The sequence below is a fragment of the Empedobacter sp. UBA5528 genome (genome assembly GCF_002426075.1).
Taxonomy (GTDB): domain Bacteria; phylum Bacteroidota; class Bacteroidia; order Flavobacteriales; family Weeksellaceae; genus Empedobacter; species Empedobacter falsenii_B.
Genome location: NZ_DINY01000030.1, coordinates 74268 through 88075 on the forward strand (window position 1 = coordinate 74268; position 13808 = coordinate 88075).

The window sequence follows — 13808 nt, forward strand, 5'->3', positions numbered from 1 at the left end:
AGATTAGTTTGATTTTAATTTCAACGATGAAAGAACTTTTCTTGGTGCAATAAATTTCGTTTTGATTTTATCATCATCTTTCACTTTCTGAACACCCTCTAACAAAATATTATCTTTCTCCGAAAGTCCGCTTTCTACCACATAAACATCAGGCATTTCTAGACCAATCGTGATATTTCTCGATTTGACAACACCATTTTTATCTACTACAAAAACATAGGTTTTATCTTGAATTTCGTAGGTTGCTTTTTGTGGAATTAATAAAGCATCATGTAACGGAACTGTCATTTTTACTTTCCCTGTTTCACCATTTCTTAACAGATGATTTGGATTTGCAAAACGTGCACGAAACGCAATATTTCCTGTTTCGTTGTTAAATTCTCCTTCTATCGTTTCTACCAAACCTTTTTCTGGTAAAGGTTTATTATTCGCCATAATCAACGAAACTTGTTTATTCGCTCTATCTTGAATATTTGTTTGATAATCTAAATATTCAGGTTCAGAAACGTTGAAATAAGCAAACATTGATGAGTTATCAGATAAATTTGTTAATAACATTCCTTCGTCAATCAAGCTTCCCAATTTCATAGGAATTCTATCAATAACACCAGAAAATGGTGCACGAATATCTGTAAATGATAAATGTAATTGAGCCAATTGCATTTCTGCTTTCGATTTTTCTAATCGTGCTTGCGCAATGGCTTTTTCGTTCTTAGAAACGACATTATTATCAGCCAAAGTTGCTGAATTTTGTAATTCAATTTGTGCCTCTTTTACCTCAGCTTTCGATTTTAAATATTCGGCTTGATACATCGAAGGCATAATGCGAAACAACAATTGACCAGCTTGTACATGTTGACCTTCATCCACAAAAACTTTTTGCAAATAACCTTTTTCTTGCGCACGAATTTCGATGTTTCGTACCGATTGAATTTGGGCTACATAATCCTTATCTACAATCGTATCCATTTTGATTGGCGTTGTGATTGGATAATCTTTCACTTCTTCTTTTTCCTGTTTTTTTGATGAACAACTTGTTGTCAACAATACAGTACTTAGAGCTACAAATAATGCGACTCTTTTCATAATTCTTCTAACTATTAAATGTAAAATTTGATGAAATGGATTTCTTGGCAGAAGTAGTTTTACCAAAAAATATTACATACAAAAATTGGTTAACATTCAGCTATTCATGAACTGAACACTAATTTTTGGTGTAATTTTAAAAATTTAAGAAATCAATCAAATTCTGATTGTACGTAACAAAATGTACTTACAACTCGAAAATTTGATGGTTTTATTGTAGAAGATGTGCTTCTTTCTTAAACCTTGAATCATAAAGTTTAAAACCAGAACAACACTTAATAGTTTGATACAAGTTTCTAAATCGATTTTGTTTGATGTCTGAAAATCATCATCAATCGTTTCGATACTTGGATTAAATTCTTGAAATTGATTTGAATTTGAAGTTTTAGAAAATTTAGTTTCAACAATTTTACTTGCGTGATAAATATGTGTATTATCGTTAACAACTGTCTGCGAAGTTAAATTTCCTTGAAAATGTTGAGTACCCGCAAACACTTTAGTTTCCGCAAAAAATAGCAGAAATAAAGCAGACAGCAAGTATGTGATAAACATTTTCATAATTCTGTTCAAATGTAAGACTTGAAATAATACAATAATCTATATTAACATTTTTTAACTATAAAATTTTATTGATTTAATAAAAAACTCAATTACAAATACTTAACACAACGATAATAACTGTTTCAAAACTCGAATATTTTGTTGAAATTTGCACCCAACAAACAAAAGTTTATGGCGAAAGCAAAAACAGCAAAAGAGTCGTTAGCAGTAATGACAAACTTGGTTTTACCGAATGAAACCAACAACTTAGGAAACATGTTCGGAGGCGAATTATTGGCTTCTATGGACAGAATTTCTTCTATTTCTGCGAAAATGCATGGTGGAAGTTTTTTGGTTGTAACAGCAAGTGTCAATCACGTTGCGTTTAACATTCCGATTCCGATGGGAAGTACAGTGAAGTTAGAATCTAAAGTAACTCGCGCATTCAAATCATCGATGGAAGTGTATGTTGATGTCTATGTTTACGATTACGAAAATTGTGTTTATAACCAAACAAATAGCGGTATTTATACATTTGTAGCCGTTGATAATGATAATAAACCTGTTCAAGTCCCTGAATTAATTCCAGAATCTGAACAAGAAATCGAGCGTTATGAAGCTGCTTTGCGTCGTAAACAATTAAGTTTGATTTTGGCTGGCAGAATGAATCCTGCTGATGCACACGAATTAAAATCGTTGTTTATTACAGAATAAAATAAAAAAGTCGAAACAATGTTTCGACTTTTTTATTGATATAATTTTTTAACCTTTTCCAGCTAAACGATCCACCACATATTCTATTTGTGTTTTCCCGTGTGGTTTTGGTTTTCCTTCTGCATCTAAATTTACCATCGTAATTCGATCGACTGTAATAATGGTTTCATGCGTCATTTTGTTACGTACTTCGCATTGTAAAACCAATGAAGTTGTTCCAAATTTCACCACTTCAATTCCAATTTCTACAATATCACCTTCACGAGCCGAAGCCATAAAGTTGATTTCCGACATATATTTGGTCACAACATGCGAATTTTCTAATTGCACAATGCTATACAACGCCGCTTCTTCATCAATCCAAGCCAAAAGCTTTCCTCCAAAAAGTGTTTTGTTTGGGTTAAGATCTTCTGGTTTTACCCATTTACGAGTGTGAAATTTCATAGTTTTCTATTTTAAGTTCTTGCTTATTTTCTGTTGCCAAATGATTCGCATCCGAAATAAACTTGACTAAATTTACAGCATATTTTCCATCTAACAAAGATTCATTATGACGGATTAACGCGTCAGAAATTTCGGCAATGGCGTTAGGATGAAAATTCTTTTGTTCAGTAGAAATTTTGTTTGAACAACACACATTTTTTAAATCAGAATAAATCATTTGATTAAGATATTGATCTCCAATCTTTATTGTTCCTTTTTCAGCAATAAGCGTGATATTACTTTCGAAATTTTTATTGAAAACTGACGTTGTATAAATCATATGTCCGATTGCTCCATCGGCAGTAAAATCAACACAACCCGAATCATCAAATTCTGTCACTTCTTGATGCGTAAAATTGAAACTTTTTGAATTTGTACAAATTACCTCATCAAACCAAAAATTCATGATATCAACAAAATGCGAAAATTGAGTAAATAAAACACCTCCATCCATTTCTTGGTTTCCGTGCCATTCACGCAACTTGTAATAATTCTTGTTACGATTCCAATAGCAATTAATATTCACCATGAAAATTTTCCCTAATGAATTATTATCTATCAAATTCTTTACATATTGCACAACTGGAGAAAAACGAAGCTGCATCGACGTAAAAACTCTAAGTTTCTTTTCGTCAGCAACTTTCAGTATTTCAGTAATATCTTCTACAGTTAATGCAATTGGTTTTTCAATCAAAACATTTTTTCCCGCTTTTAAACAACGAATCGCATGTTCGCGGTGCAAACCATTTGGCGTAGCAATCACAACAACATCAGTTTCTTGATCTTCGTTCAGAAAACTTTCAAGTGTTGAATAACCTTTGAAAGGTAAATCTTCTGGTAAATTGAAATCAATCACCGAAATTAATTGCGCATTTTCCGTTTCTTCTATCGCTTGTTGATGTACACGTCCAATATGACCGTAGCCTAAAATGGAAAAATTCTTCATTGAATTTATTTAATAATTTTTTCTAATATCTTTTGTGTGATTAGATAAGTTGGTTTTACACCTGTTAATCCTAAACCTCCAGAAGCCAATGTACTTCCTGTTTCTAACGGATTATCAGAAGCGTAATAAGCATACATTACTTTAACATCTTTATCAATGTGATGTCTAATTTTTGACGCAACCTGAATCGCTTTTTGATAATGCGCACCTTCCATTTCTAATCCAATCGCTTGGAAAGACGAATTTTTGAAATACTCTAAAACGTCTTTATTTTGTAATGATGTTCCTAAAACCGAAATCATTGGTCCTTCGTAAACACCTAAACCTTGTCCTTCGAAATCTGCAGCGGTTAATTCGTTATCAAAAACATAATTATCTGTTGTTCCTTCGAAAACGTGTGCTGTCGCAATCATTATATCACCTTTTATTCCTTCAAGAATACCAGCTTTACCCATAATCGCAACAGATTTTACATTCATTTTGAATTTTACATCTCCTACTTTGTATGGTTTCAACAACTCATCCATCGCCTCAAATGCTTGCTCACCAAAGGCATAATCCATTACAATAATCACCTCATTGTTCTTATCTTTTGCATAAGAAAACGCAGAATTGGCAATGTTTACTTTAGATAAATCAATAATCTGAACATCGATATTTGTTCCTGATTGATCTTTGATGTAAACTAAACCATTTTGTTGAGTGTATTCATTTAACGAATCACGCAACATTTTGTTGTTTGCCGCACTCAAATCTTCGTAAATTTCTACACCATCATTTTTGTATTTTCTTTTTAATCCATCATAGGCATACAACATGTTAGACACACTATGCATATTAGCAGAAATAATGTGAATGTTTTTATCTTGAAGATTATTTTCGAATAATACACGTTTGATTTCATTCGCCCATTTTTCTCCAATCATATGATGACCAATCGATTCACGTAAAGTTGACGTAAATGTAATTTCACGTTTCTTTGTTCCGATACGATCTTGTTGGCTAGTATAGCCCATCCAATAAACTACACGGAAAAAATAATCTTTGTCGTCTGCTTTACTGAAATAATGATGAATTTCTTGTGTTTCTTCAAATGTTCTTCCTAAAATCGTCGATAAATGCATCAAAGCAACTTCGCGTTCTTTTCGAGAAATTTCAACTTCATTAAATGCAACATTTTCGATAAATTCCCACGCTCTACTTTTAGAAAGTGTTTCGTTACTAAATGCTCTATTTCTGATTTTATCCGCTTCGTTATATAAAAACGTTAAGTGCGTTAACACATCATAAATGTCAGAACGACCGCGAGAAATTTCGATATTCATCTGGTCATCATCAATTCTATAACAAAAACGACGACGTTTTGCAGGAATAATTGGTGTAAAAATAGAACGATCATAGCCTTCGTCAGATGTAAAAGACACATATGGCGTTTCTACAATTCCTTCTGGTAAACGATCTAAAACATACATTAATCCACTTAATTCTACTTTGTTTGGATCTGTCATTGATCCGTAGATTTCAGGATTAATTTCGAATAATAAATTTCTTAATATTTTTCCAGGTGCACCAGATGGACGGTACACTCCTCTATGAAATAAATGACGCATAGAGATATATAATCTTTCAATAGCGTCAGTAGATCTTCTTGCTCTTGTTATTGACATAATAATTTTTTTTTTACTTTTTTTGGTTGTTTAATTCTTGTTGAATGTCCATTAATTCATCGTACCATTCTTGTCCAAATTTTCGGACCAACGAATCTTTTGCAAATGTTGCAACATTCACTTTCAATTCTTTTCCTAAGGTACAAGCATCTGAGCAGATATCCCATACATCATAGTTCACAGAAGTGAAATTTGAATATTCCTTAACACGAACTGGATACAAATGACAAGAAATTGGTTTTTTATAATCGACCTTTCCGTCTTCGTATGCTTTTTCAATACCGCATTTTGAAAAACCATTTTCTTCGAAAACTAAATAGGCGCATTCGCGATTATTGACTAATGGAGTTACCCAATCACCGTCAGTATCCATTGTGTATTTACCTTCTTGCTCAATCACCGCAATTCCTTCGGGACGCAAATAAGGTTTTACATCTTCATAAATATCGTCTAATACAGTTAGTTCGTCATCATTCAAAGGCGCTCCTGCGTCACCTTCTACACAACAAATCCCTTTACATTTGTTAAGATTACAAACAAAATCTTCATTTAGTAGTTCTTCAGATACAAGGGTTTTTCCTATTTGGAACATGTTACATTAAATTTTGTAACATGCAAAGGTACGGAAAATTCCTCAGAAAAATGTAATTTTGTAAAAGAATAATGGATAATCTACTTTCAAAAATCAATCATCCTAAGGAACTTAGGACTTTTGAAGCGTCTCAATTAACTGCTTTAGCTCACGAGATGCGCGAGTTTATTTTGGATACTTTGAGTGTAAAACCAGGACATTTAGGTGCTAGTTTGGGTGTGATTGAATTAACGATTGCATTACATTATCACTACAATACACCTAAAGATTTGTTGATTTGGGATGTAGGTCATCAATGTTATCCACATAAAATTTTGACTGGTCGTCAACAAATTTTCGATTCTCTTCGTCAGAAAGATGGTATTTCTGGTTTTCCAACGCGTACAGAAAGTGAGTTTGATACATTTGGAACGGGACATTCTTCTACATCTATTTCAGCAATTGTTGGGATGGCAACAGCAGATAAAATCAATCAAATCAATAGAAAACATATTGCAATTATTGGTGACGCATCAATTACTTCTGGAATGAGTTTAGAAGCATTGAATCACCTTGGATCGACAGATTTGGATGTTTTAGTGATTTTGAATGATAATGATATCGGAATTGATCCTTCGGTTGGTGGTTTGAAAAAACATTTTAAATCATTAGAAAATCAATCCGAAAATATCTTTACCAATTTTGGTTTAAATTTCATCGGAACAATTGATGGGCACAACTTTGATGAATTACTGAATGCTTTCAATAAAGCTGATTCAATCAGAGGTCCAAAAGTTTTACACATCAAAACAACAAAAGGAAAAGGTTACGAACAAGCCGAAATCGATCAAGTAAAATGGCATGCTCCTGGTTTGTTCGATAAAGAAACGGGTGAAATAAAATCGAAGAAAAAAGAAAAATCGTATCAAGATGTTTTTGGAAAAACCATGCATCAATTACTTGAAAATAATTCACAAATTGTAGCCATAACGCCTGCTATGTTAACAGGAAGCAATTTAGTAAAATGTCATCAAGATTTCCCAAAACGAGTTTTTGATGTCGGAATTACAGAACAACATGCGGTAACGTTTGCAGCTGGTCTGGCGACGCAAAACACCATTCCGTATTGTATGATTTATTCGACATTTTTACAACGTGCCTACGACCAAGTGATACACGATGTAGCGTTACAGAATCTACCAGTTGTGTTTTGTATTGATCGTGCAGGATTCGTTGGTACAGATGGCGCAACGCATCATGGTTATTTTGATATAGCATATTTACGCGAAATTCCAAATATGATTGTGTCTTCGCCTCGAAACGAAAAAGATTTCAAAAATCTATTGTATACAGCACAGTTTACAACTCGTCCTTTTGCAATTCGTTATCCAAAAAATAATATCCAAACAAGTAATTCTAAAGTCGAAAAAATAGAAATCGGTAAATCTGAAATTATTTTTGAAGGAAATCAATTAGCAATTCTTTCGACTGGATTGATTAGTTCTCGAATCGAAGAAATTATCATCCAAAATCATCTTCAAGATAAAGTTGCTTTGATTGATTTTCCTTTTATCAAACCTTTAGATGAATCTCGTTTAAAAGCTATTTCGTTGAAATATTCTACCATACTAACTTTTGAAGATGGGATTAAAAAAGGAGGTTTTGGAAGTGGAATTTTAGAGTTTCTGAATTCAATACATTACAAAGGAAATATTACAATCAACGGTTATCCAGACGAATTTATCGAACACGCTTCGATTACCGAATTAGAAGAAATCGTTGGTTTGGATGATGAATCAATTTTGGAAATGATAAAAAGTTATTTGTAATGGAAAATGAGTATTTAGAAAAAGCTTTAGTTGGTTTTTTATTAGGTCTAGGAATGTTAATATTTATATCTCCTTTCTATTATCCATATTATAAAAATAAAAAATCGAAACCTAAATTTGGAATTGATTATGCAGTAAAAAGAGAAAATAAATTAGACCATTTAAAAGACGGTTTTAAAGTTTTAGCTTATAATCGATTAATAGGTGGAATTATAATAGGATTTTTCCTGATAATTTCTTCAATTGTCTATTTGGTTTTAGGAATTATTGAATATTTTTAAACTTAATAATTTTCGGTACGAGAGTTGTAATAGCTTTTTCTAATTTATAAACACAACAACAATGAAAAAAATAATCGGTTTATCTTTTATAGCAGTATTGTTAACATTGCAATCTTGCGGTACAACAAGCAACATGCAAGAATTCTACAAAAAATATGATAATCAATCTACTGTAATTCCTTTACCTTCTTTTGCGTTGAAATTAGCTGGAAAAGCTGGTGGAACAGATTTATTTAATTATTTAAAATCGGCTAAAGTTTTTGTTGTTTCAGATGCTGGACAAGGAAAGCAAAAAAGAATCATGAATGATTTGCAGTCATCTATGCGTGGTGAAAAATATGAGAACTTAGTAAAATTCAAAGCGAAAGACAGCCGTTTGAACATTTCATTACAAGAAGATGGCGGACGAGTTAAGAAAATGATTTTTGGAATTAACGGTTTACGAAATGTATTGGTTATCGATTCGAAATTAGATATTCCTAGAACAGATTTAGACAAAATTTTGGACAAAGTTTCGGCTGAAGATATTGCAGATTTAGCAGATATTTTGAAATAATATAGGAAGCCAGCTAATTTGCTGGCTTTTTCTTTTGAAATTACTTTGTAACTTTGTCGCATGAGTGGAAAATTATATTTGGTTCCGACGCCAATCGGAAATTTGGGAGATATGACATTTAGAGCGGTTGATGTGCTAAAAGAATCGGATGTGATTTTGGCAGAAGACACGCGAAATAGTGGTATTTTACTGAAACATTTCGAAATTTCTACTCCAATGCGTAGCTACCATATGCACAATGAGCATCAAGCAACTGAAGATATTATTCGTCAGCTAAAAGATGGTCAAATCATTTCGATTATTACTGATGCCGGAACTCCAGGTATTTCTGATCCAGGTTATTTATTAGCAAAAGAATGTGTAGCAAATAATATCGTAATCGAATGTTTACCAGGTGCAACCGCTTTTGTTCCTGCATTAGTTGTTTCTGGATTACCAAATAATGAATTTACTTTTGTTGGATTTTTACCTGTGAAAAAAGGTCGAAAATCGAAATTAGATTCATTAGTAGAAGAAAAGAAAACGATGATTTTCTACGAATCTCCACATAAAATTGGACGCACATTAAAAGATTTAGCCGAAGCTTTTGGAGCTGAACGCAAAGCAAGTTTATCACGCGAAATCTCGAAAAAATTTGAAGAAACTTTACGCGGAACATTAACTGAATTAGCCGAAATAGCTGAAAAAAGAAATTTAAAAGGTGAAATGGTTTTGGTTATAGAAGGACATCATTAATCGTTGAAGCGAATATCTTTGATATTCAATTGCCAAGTTCCTTTTCCTTGCCAATAATTCATTCCGATTGTGTAAACCATATCAAACGATTGTCCTTTCTCTAATTTTGGTCCAAATTTCCCTAATTTGAAACCAATTGCAGGAAACGTAATACGTGTATCTCGCTGATGTACGTACAAACGCGCGTGTTCTTTACCAACTAATCGGAAATCCGTTGCTAATAAATCCTTCGAAATAAAAACAGGATTCATATTATCTGGTCCAAAAGGCGCCATTCGCATCACCGATTCCAAGAAAGAACGTGTCATATCCTTAAAAGAAATCTCTTTATCGATCAAAATTGATGGCGTAAAATGTTTTCCATTCGACATTTCTTTCACTGTTTGATCAAATCTAATCTTGAATTCTTCAAAGTTTTCTTCTTTCATTGCCAAACCAGCAGCAGCCATATGTCCACCAAACTGTGTTAACAAATCTTTGTTTTTTTCGATTGCCGAATGTATGTCAAACTCTTGAATAGAGCGAGCCGAACATACAATTTCGCCTTCATTATTCTTCGTGCAAACAATGGTTGGTTTATAATACAAATCGACCAAACGAGAAGCAACAATTCCGATTACTCCTTTATTCCAAGAAGCATCGTAAACAATGGTCGAATATTTTTCTTTGGTATTAATTTGATCCAGTTGAAAAAGTGCATCATGTGTCATATCAAGATCCAAGGTTTTGCGTTCATTATTTAATGAATTTATATCATTCAAATATTTACGGCAATCCTCTTCATCTGTACTCAACATAAAACGAACCGCTTCCGAACCGTGTTTTATACGACCTGCAGCATTAATTTTTGGCGCAATAGAAAAAACAACATTCGAAATATTGACATTATTTTTAATATTAGTCGGAATTAATTGCTGAAAAGCTAAACGAGGTTCTGAATTTAATCGTTTCAAACCAGCAAAAGCCAATACACGATTTTCTCCTGTAATCGGAACAATATCAGCCGCAATACTTACTGCAACTAAATCTAAAAGAGATAAAAGATTTTCTTTCGGAAGATTAAATTTCTCGGTATAAGCTTGTACCAATTTAAACCCAACGCCACAACCGCTCAAATCTTTGTAAGGATAGCGACAACCTTTTTGTTTCGGATCTAAAACAGCGTACGCTTTTGGCACAGAACGATCTGGTAAATGGTGATCACAAATAATATAATCTATGCCTTTTGATTGTGCATATTTTATTTCTTCGTGTGCTTTAATCCCACAGTCTAAAGCAATAACAAGTGAAATATTATTTTGTACAGCGAATTCTATACTTTGTTGAGAGATTCCATAACCTTCATTATTTCGGTCTGGAATATAAAAAAAGACTTTCGAGTAGATAGAAGTCAGAAATTCGTAAAACAAAGTTACAGCTGTCGTTCCATCTACATCGTAGTCTCCAAATATTAAGATATTTTCTTCATCATCAATTGCATTTTTGATACGTGAAACCGCATCAGACATTCCTTTCATCAAAAAAGGATCATGCAATTCGTCTAAGGATGGATTAAAATACGATTTGGCTTGAGCAAAATTCGTAATTCCACGTTGGACTAATAAAATAGCAAGCACCTCAGATATGTTAAGCGATTCTCTTAAATCCTTAACAACTTCAGTATTGGGCTGTTCTTTTATTTCCCATCTTTTTTCCATCTCTTTAATTTACATATTTTTTAATTAGAGAGAAGGGTAAAGCGAATATTATTTTGATTTATTTGCTTCTTTCACGTATTTATCTAACGCCATTGTCATTGAAGGCGTTTGTGGTGTTGGCACCTCAATGTCTACACGTAATCCCATCTCTTTTGCTTGATCTACTGTCGATTTTCCGAAAACGGCAATTCTTGTATTTTCTTGCACGAAATCTGGGAAATTTTCAAATAATGATTTGATTCCTGAAGGTGTAAAGAATACTAAAATATCGTATTTTACATCAGACAAATCAGATAAATCACTCGATACAGTTCTAAACAAAGTTGCTTTTTGCCAAGTTAATCCTAAACTATCTAATAAAGTAGGAACATTTGGTTTTAAAACATCAGATGCTGGTAATAAGAAGTTTTCGTCTTTGTGCTTTTTAAATAAAGGCACCATATCCGCAAAAACTTTTTCTCCAATATAAATTTTACGTTTTCTGTAAACAATGTATTTCTGTAAATAGAATGCAATTGCTTCTGATTCGCAAAAATATTTCATAGAGTCAGGAACAGTAAAGCGCATTTCTTCTGCTAAACGAAAAAAATGATCAATAGCGTTTCTACTTGTAAAAATTACAGCAGTCACTTTGCTAAAGTCAATTTTTTGTTGTCTTACTTCTTTAGCGTCTATTCCGACAACTTGGATAAATGGTCTAAAATCAATTTTGATTTTATTTCTTTTTTCAATCTCGTAGTATGGCGAGTTTTCTGCCTGAGGCTTAGGTTGAGATACTAATATTGATTTAACTTTCATAGTAATTTTAGATTACTTTACCTACAATTAATAGTTTTGCTAATACCATTATAGGTAAAATTTCTAGGGTGCAAAGGTACAAAATATTATAATACCAAACTGATTTATTGTCACTTATTTGTTTTGCATATATATGATAAATTTCGAATATTCTATTCAAAAACAACAAAATAAAGCCAATCACCATCAAGTAATCTTTGTTAATTTGTGTGTAAAAAAACAAAAAACAAATAATAAGTAAGAGTAAAACATTTTTTGCATTAACAAAACTCGAACTTTTCATAAAATATGAAACAGAACTAGATTCGTAGAAAACACGATAAAAAATTACCTCAATCATCAACCTAAAGAGCATAATCAAACTGATTAAACCAAAGGTAATTCCGACACGTGAAAGATAATAAAACTTAAAATTTGGAATATGATTATACGTAATATCAAAATACGAAACCAACAACAAACTTATCAGTAAAACCGTCACACCATTGACAATAAAACTAAATAACGTCGTATTATCATCTGTAAAACTCATGTATTCGGTTTTATTATCTAGCGTTTTGAAATTTTTCGCAAACAAGTATTTTGCTGCACAAACCAATAACAAACACACCGTCAAAGCAATAAGAACAGTATCATTGCCAAGTGTATTTTTTCCTATCGAGATTAAATCGTTTGTTTTCATAATTTTTTCAAAAATACAAAAGACTAACAATCTTATAACTATCTTTATGCCCACAAAATAATATTTATGTCGGACAAATTAGTTATTATCCCGACCTATAACGAAAAAGAAAACATAGAAGCCATTATTCGTGCAGCTTTGGCTGTTGACGGAGCATTTGATGTGCTTATTGTTGACGACAGTTCTCCAGACGGAACGAATGATATTGTAAAACGTTTGATTCCTGAGTTTAATGGACGTTTGCATTTAGAAATTCGTACCACAAAAGATGGTTTAGGACGCGCTTATGTACATGGATTTAAGTGGGCTTTAGCAAATAAATACGAATATATTTTCGAAATGGATGCCGATTTTTCGCATAATCCAAATGATTTACCTCGCTTATACCAAGCTTTAGCAGATGGTGCCGATTTAGCTATTGGCTCACGCTATTCTAATGGTGTAAATGTTGTGAATTGGCCAATGAACAGAGTTTTATTGTCTTATTTTGCGTCGAAATATGTGAGCATCATCACGCGATTACCTGTTCATGATGCTACAGCAGGGTTTGTTGGTTATAGAGCAAACGTGTTGAAGTCTCTGGATTTGGATAAAATACAATTCAAAGGGTATGGATTTCAGATTGAAATGAAGTACAAAACTTGGATTAAAAAATTTACACTAAAAGAAGTTCCAATTATATTTACAGACAGAACTTTAGGCGAATCAAAAATTAGTTCTGATATTATTGGAGAAGCCGTTTTTGGTGTAATTTCGTTACGATTAAGAAAAATATTTGGCAAATTATGAAAAACTTGATCTTTTTATCACTGATTTTTTTGAGTATTTTTAGTTGCGCACCAAAAAATTACGACAAACCAAAAGATCTCATCGGTAAATCTGAAATGATTGATATTCTTACTGATTTATATATTAGTCAACAAGGATTGCAGATGTTTCCTATTCAAAATCAAGATCAAAGTATCGATTTAGCAAAAGATGCGGTAGATATTATGAAAAATTATGATATCACATTTCATCAATTTTCTGAGAGTTACAAATATTATATGATGCAACCTGAAAAATTCAAAGAAATGCTGAATGATGTGAAAATAAATCTTGAAGATAAATTATCTGACGAAGAAAAAGAGCGTCAAAAAAATCAAAAGAATAGCTTAAATAATACCATAAAAGCAGAAAAATAACAAAAACCCTCAAGTGAATCACTTGAGTTTTTTTTTGTT

Annotated in this window: 16 protein-coding genes; 7 read left to right on the top strand and 9 right to left on the bottom strand. The window is 32.4% G+C overall.

The window, feature by feature from the left end; genetic code table 11:
• Positions 1–3: 3 nt before the first annotated feature.
• A complete protein-coding gene (locus B4L98_RS06835; RefSeq protein WP_219034048.1) occupies positions 4–1086 on the bottom strand; it encodes an efflux RND transporter periplasmic adaptor subunit in 1083 nt (360 codons plus the stop codon).
• Between the two features lie 156 nt (positions 1087–1242).
• On the bottom strand, positions 1243–1638 hold the full coding sequence (locus B4L98_RS06840) for a hypothetical protein (RefSeq protein ID WP_125349977.1): 396 nt from the start codon (positions 1636–1638) through the stop codon (positions 1243–1245).
• A 180-nt stretch (positions 1639–1818) separates the two neighbouring features.
• Here B4L98_RS06840 and B4L98_RS06845 point away from each other — a divergent pair, with 180 nt between their 5' ends.
• Positions 1819–2340, top strand: coding sequence for an acyl-CoA thioesterase (locus tag B4L98_RS06845; protein WP_219034046.1), 522 nt, complete (start codon positions 1819–1821; stop codon positions 2338–2340).
• 48 nt (positions 2341–2388) lie between these two features.
• Here the strand turns inward: B4L98_RS06845 and B4L98_RS06850 are convergent, their stop codons facing one another.
• Genes B4L98_RS06850 through B4L98_RS06865 form a run of 4 tightly spaced genes read right to left on the bottom strand, consistent with a single transcriptional unit; the run spans position 2389 to position 6028 of the window.
• Positions 2389–2784 carry an acyl-CoA thioesterase gene (locus tag B4L98_RS06850; RefSeq protein ID WP_038336752.1) on the bottom strand — a complete coding sequence of 132 codons (396 nt, stop codon included), beginning with the start codon at positions 2782–2784 and terminating at the stop codon, positions 2389–2391.
• Positions 2765–3769, bottom strand: a complete 1005-nt coding sequence (locus tag B4L98_RS06855; protein WP_219034045.1) for a Gfo/Idh/MocA family protein — start codon at positions 3767–3769, stop codon at positions 2765–2767. Before B4L98_RS06855 ends, B4L98_RS06850 begins: the two co-directional genes overlap by 20 nt.
• A 5-nt stretch (positions 3770–3774) precedes the next feature.
• The gene (locus tag B4L98_RS06860) at positions 3775–5436 is read right to left on the bottom strand and encodes a DUF6909 family protein (RefSeq protein ID WP_125349979.1); all 1662 of its coding nucleotides are present in this window, start codon (positions 5434–5436) and stop codon (positions 3775–3777) included.
• A 13-nt stretch (positions 5437–5449) separates the two neighbouring features.
• Positions 5450–6028 (bottom strand): DUF3109 family protein, encoded by a 579-nt coding sequence (locus B4L98_RS06865; protein WP_219034044.1) that lies wholly within the window; start codon positions 6026–6028, stop codon positions 5450–5452.
• Positions 6029–6099: 71 nt separating this feature from the next.
• Between B4L98_RS06865 and B4L98_RS06870 the strand changes: the two genes are divergently transcribed.
• The 4 genes from B4L98_RS06870 to rsmI all read left to right on the top strand — a co-directional run bounded on the left by B4L98_RS06870 (position 6100) and on the right by rsmI (position 9408).
• Positions 6100–7836, top strand: a complete 1737-nt coding sequence (locus B4L98_RS06870) for a 1-deoxy-D-xylulose-5-phosphate synthase (protein WP_291047966.1) — start codon at positions 6100–6102, stop codon at positions 7834–7836.
• On the top strand, positions 7836–8117 hold the full coding sequence (locus tag B4L98_RS06875; protein WP_219034042.1) for a hypothetical protein: 282 nt from the start codon (positions 7836–7838) through the stop codon (positions 8115–8117). Before B4L98_RS06870 ends, B4L98_RS06875 begins: the two co-directional genes overlap by 1 nt.
• A gap of 61 nt (positions 8118–8178) precedes the next feature.
• Positions 8179–8673 carry a DUF4252 domain-containing protein gene (locus B4L98_RS06880; protein WP_038336746.1) on the top strand — a complete coding sequence of 165 codons (495 nt, stop codon included), beginning with the start codon at positions 8179–8181 and terminating at the stop codon, positions 8671–8673.
• A gap of 60 nt (positions 8674–8733) precedes the next feature.
• Positions 8734–9408: a 16S rRNA (cytidine(1402)-2'-O)-methyltransferase gene (gene rsmI, locus B4L98_RS06885; protein WP_221854392.1), complete on the top strand. Its 675-nt coding sequence runs from the start codon at positions 8734–8736 to the stop codon at positions 9406–9408.
• Here rsmI and recJ read toward each other — a convergent pair.
• The 3 genes from recJ to B4L98_RS06900 are packed head-to-tail and all read right to left on the bottom strand — an operon-like array spanning position 9405 to position 12585.
• Positions 9405–11105: a single-stranded-DNA-specific exonuclease RecJ gene (gene recJ, locus B4L98_RS06890; protein ID WP_221854393.1), complete on the bottom strand. Its 1701-nt coding sequence runs from the start codon at positions 11103–11105 to the stop codon at positions 9405–9407. The genes rsmI and recJ overlap by 4 nt on opposite strands.
• 48 nt (positions 11106–11153) lie before the next feature.
• Positions 11154–11903, bottom strand: a complete 750-nt coding sequence (locus B4L98_RS06895; RefSeq protein ID WP_019974792.1) for a uroporphyrinogen-III synthase — start codon at positions 11901–11903, stop codon at positions 11154–11156.
• 7 nt (positions 11904–11910) lie between these two features.
• On the bottom strand, positions 11911–12585 hold the full coding sequence (locus B4L98_RS06900; protein WP_221854394.1) for a DUF4271 domain-containing protein: 675 nt from the start codon (positions 12583–12585) through the stop codon (positions 11911–11913).
• Between the two features lie 66 nt (positions 12586–12651).
• Here B4L98_RS06900 and B4L98_RS06905 point away from each other — a divergent pair, with 66 nt between their 5' ends.
• Both B4L98_RS06905 and B4L98_RS06910 read left to right on the top strand, forming a co-directional pair.
• Complete coding sequence (locus B4L98_RS06905; protein WP_280037302.1) at positions 12652–13374, top strand: polyprenol monophosphomannose synthase; 723 nt, start codon at positions 12652–12654, stop codon at positions 13372–13374.
• A complete protein-coding gene (locus B4L98_RS06910; protein ID WP_286495291.1) occupies positions 13371–13769 on the top strand; it encodes a DUF4296 domain-containing protein in 399 nt (132 codons plus the stop codon). Before B4L98_RS06905 ends, B4L98_RS06910 begins: the two co-directional genes overlap by 4 nt.
• The last annotated feature ends 39 nt before the right edge of the window (positions 13770–13808 follow it).

What these genes read in the sequence shown, in the direction of transcription:
- B4L98_RS06835 (WP_219034048.1), bottom strand. Translation starts at nt 1,086, where the DNA reads ATGAAAAGAGTCGCATTATTTGTAGCTCTAAGTACTGTATTGTTGACA.
- B4L98_RS06840 (WP_125349977.1), bottom strand. Translation starts at nt 1,638, where the DNA reads ATGTTTATCACATACTTGCTGTCTGCTTTATTTCTGCTATTTTTTGCG.
- B4L98_RS06845 (WP_219034046.1), top strand. Translation starts at nt 1,819, where the DNA reads ATGGCGAAAGCAAAAACAGCAAAAGAGTCGTTAGCAGTAATGACAAAC.
- B4L98_RS06850 (WP_038336752.1), bottom strand. Translation starts at nt 2,784, where the DNA reads ATGAAATTTCACACTCGTAAATGGGTAAAACCAGAAGATCTTAACCCA.
- B4L98_RS06855 (WP_219034045.1), bottom strand. Translation starts at nt 3,769, where the DNA reads ATGAAGAATTTTTCCATTTTAGGCTACGGTCATATTGGACGTGTACAT.
- B4L98_RS06860 (WP_125349979.1), bottom strand. Translation starts at nt 5,436, where the DNA reads ATGTCAATAACAAGAGCAAGAAGATCTACTGACGCTATTGAAAGATTA.
- B4L98_RS06865 (WP_219034044.1), bottom strand. Translation starts at nt 6,028, where the DNA reads ATGTTCCAAATAGGAAAAACCCTTGTATCTGAAGAACTACTAAATGAA.
- B4L98_RS06870 (WP_291047966.1), top strand. Translation starts at nt 6,100, where the DNA reads ATGGATAATCTACTTTCAAAAATCAATCATCCTAAGGAACTTAGGACT.
- B4L98_RS06875 (WP_219034042.1), top strand. Translation starts at nt 7,836, where the DNA reads ATGGAAAATGAGTATTTAGAAAAAGCTTTAGTTGGTTTTTTATTAGGT.
- B4L98_RS06880 (WP_038336746.1), top strand. Translation starts at nt 8,179, where the DNA reads ATGAAAAAAATAATCGGTTTATCTTTTATAGCAGTATTGTTAACATTG.
- rsmI (WP_221854392.1), top strand. Translation starts at nt 8,734, where the DNA reads ATGAGTGGAAAATTATATTTGGTTCCGACGCCAATCGGAAATTTGGGA.
- recJ (WP_221854393.1), bottom strand. Translation starts at nt 11,105, where the DNA reads ATGGAAAAAAGATGGGAAATAAAAGAACAGCCCAATACTGAAGTTGTT.
- B4L98_RS06895 (WP_019974792.1), bottom strand. Translation starts at nt 11,903, where the DNA reads ATGAAAGTTAAATCAATATTAGTATCTCAACCTAAGCCTCAGGCAGAA.
- B4L98_RS06900 (WP_221854394.1), bottom strand. Translation starts at nt 12,585, where the DNA reads ATGAAAACAAACGATTTAATCTCGATAGGAAAAAATACACTTGGCAAT.
- B4L98_RS06905 (WP_280037302.1), top strand. Translation starts at nt 12,652, where the DNA reads ATGTCGGACAAATTAGTTATTATCCCGACCTATAACGAAAAAGAAAAC.
- B4L98_RS06910 (WP_286495291.1), top strand. Translation starts at nt 13,371, where the DNA reads ATGAAAAACTTGATCTTTTTATCACTGATTTTTTTGAGTATTTTTAGT.